The sequence below is a fragment of the Flavobacterium sp. genome (genome assembly GCF_043722275.1).
Lineage (GTDB): Bacteria > Bacteroidota > Bacteroidia > Flavobacteriales > Flavobacteriaceae > Flavobacterium.
Genome location: NZ_JAYSPC010000090.1, coordinates 1 through 1,676 on the forward strand (window position 1 = coordinate 1; position 1,676 = coordinate 1,676).

Annotated in this window: 2 protein-coding genes; both read right to left on the reverse strand. The window is 33.5% G+C overall.

The features are described 5' to 3' along the window. Positions 1-214: 214 nt before the first annotated feature. Positions 215-1,111 carry an IS1595 family transposase gene (locus ACHZDT_RS11600; protein ID WP_394774788.1) on the reverse strand — a complete coding sequence of 299 codons (897 nt, stop codon included), beginning with the start codon at positions 1,109-1,111 and terminating at the stop codon, positions 215-217. A 218-nt stretch (positions 1,112-1,329) separates the two neighbouring features. Then, a partial coding sequence (gene tnpA, locus ACHZDT_RS11605) for an IS200/IS605 family transposase (protein WP_394774789.1) occupies positions 1,330-1,676 on the reverse strand: 347 nt, incomplete at its 5' end.

A 1,676-nucleotide genomic window follows, 5' to 3' on the forward strand; every position in this document is an offset into this window, starting at 1 on the left:
CTGCCACTGTATATGATCTTATACAATGAACCCTGACTGATGCTGAAGTAGTAAAGGTTACCGTCATTCCCAACTTTCAAATAATTTCCTGCACTGGGCAGATTAGTTGCAAAATTTTGTTTTACCGCACTGCCGCTGCTCATGTCTATGTAATTGATCCAGTGCCCGCAATAATCAATAAAAAAATATAGGTATAGGCACTTAGTTGTCCCTTTTAATTAGTTGATTTTATTCGACTTGGTTTATTTTTAACCATTCTTTTAAGTAACAAGTCGAAGGTTGTCCCTAAATGGTTGCGTCTATTGTATCTGTAATGGTACTCATTTAAGTAGCCTTGCATATGCTCTTTGCTACAATGATGATGTATTCCTCTTAACCAACCCTTCATATTCATTATGTGTATATGAATATCCTTGAAATTCTTTCCTTCTTCAGATTTATGTTGTTCCAAATTAGGATATTCTTTTTTAAGAGGAAGGTATCCTCGCCATTCATCGGTAACAATACGTGCTTTTTTATCGATATGTTTTTTCATAAAGCTTCCTAATTCTTTCGAATTCGCTTTTTCAATAATTTCTGCATAAGCTCTACCTACACCTTTATCCATTACCTCTAATGCAATGACTATCATTTTTTTATTACCTAAAGATCGCCCTCTTTTTTCTTCTTCTGGTCCACCAATCCAAAACTCATCTACATGAACCTCACCAGTTAATGGGTGTTGGAGGCTACTTTGCATTGCTTCTTGAATTTTCCACTTAAAACTCCAACATGTTTTTTGACGTAAATCAAACTCTCTGCTAAGTTCTAATGTAGACATTCCTTTCTTTTTAGTTGCTATTTTAAAAATAATGTGAAACGCTACAAGCAAAGAAAATTTCACTTTGTCAAACATTGTCCCAGCTGTGGGACTCTCATTATACTTGCATTTTAAGCATCTTCTATTGTGTGGTTTGCTTCCTTTGATATATTTTTCGCTCCCACAATTTCTGCAAGTATAACCTTCTTCCCATTTTATATCGGCTATGTATCTTATACAATCATCCTCTGTTTTGAAATACTGGTTGAACTTTATTGAATTCATACCTGCAAATTTATCCCGATTTTCCACAATATAAAAGTAGAAAAATTTGGGACAACTAAACGCCTATACCTATAAGTTAAATTGTATTAATCCAAATCCAGCAAATGAATATAAGGCAAAAACCTATAGCTTATTAAGCTAAAGTATTTACTGCAGATACTTCATGAAAAATTAAATTCATTGTTTCAGTTCGTTAGTTGAAACTATGCACTTTCAGTGCAAGACTTTCAGTTTCTACAATTTTTTTATTCTAATATAATTGTATCCGTATCAATATTTGAAGGACTTCTGTGATGTTCAAGATACTGCTGCACCATTTCATCAGTTATATTTCCAGTACTCCAAACACCATATCCAATTGCCCAAAAATGTCTACCCCAGTATTTTTTGCTAATGCTCGGAAATTCTTCTTGAATTCTTCTCGAAGTTCTTCCTTTTAATCTTTTTACAACATCGCTAACGCATTTATTAGGTGAATATTCAATGTGTAAGTGAACGTGGTCAGAGCTCACTACCCCTGACAATATTGAAACATCTTCCGAATCACATATTTGTTTTATCAATGTTCTACATCTTATTTTTATATCACCTT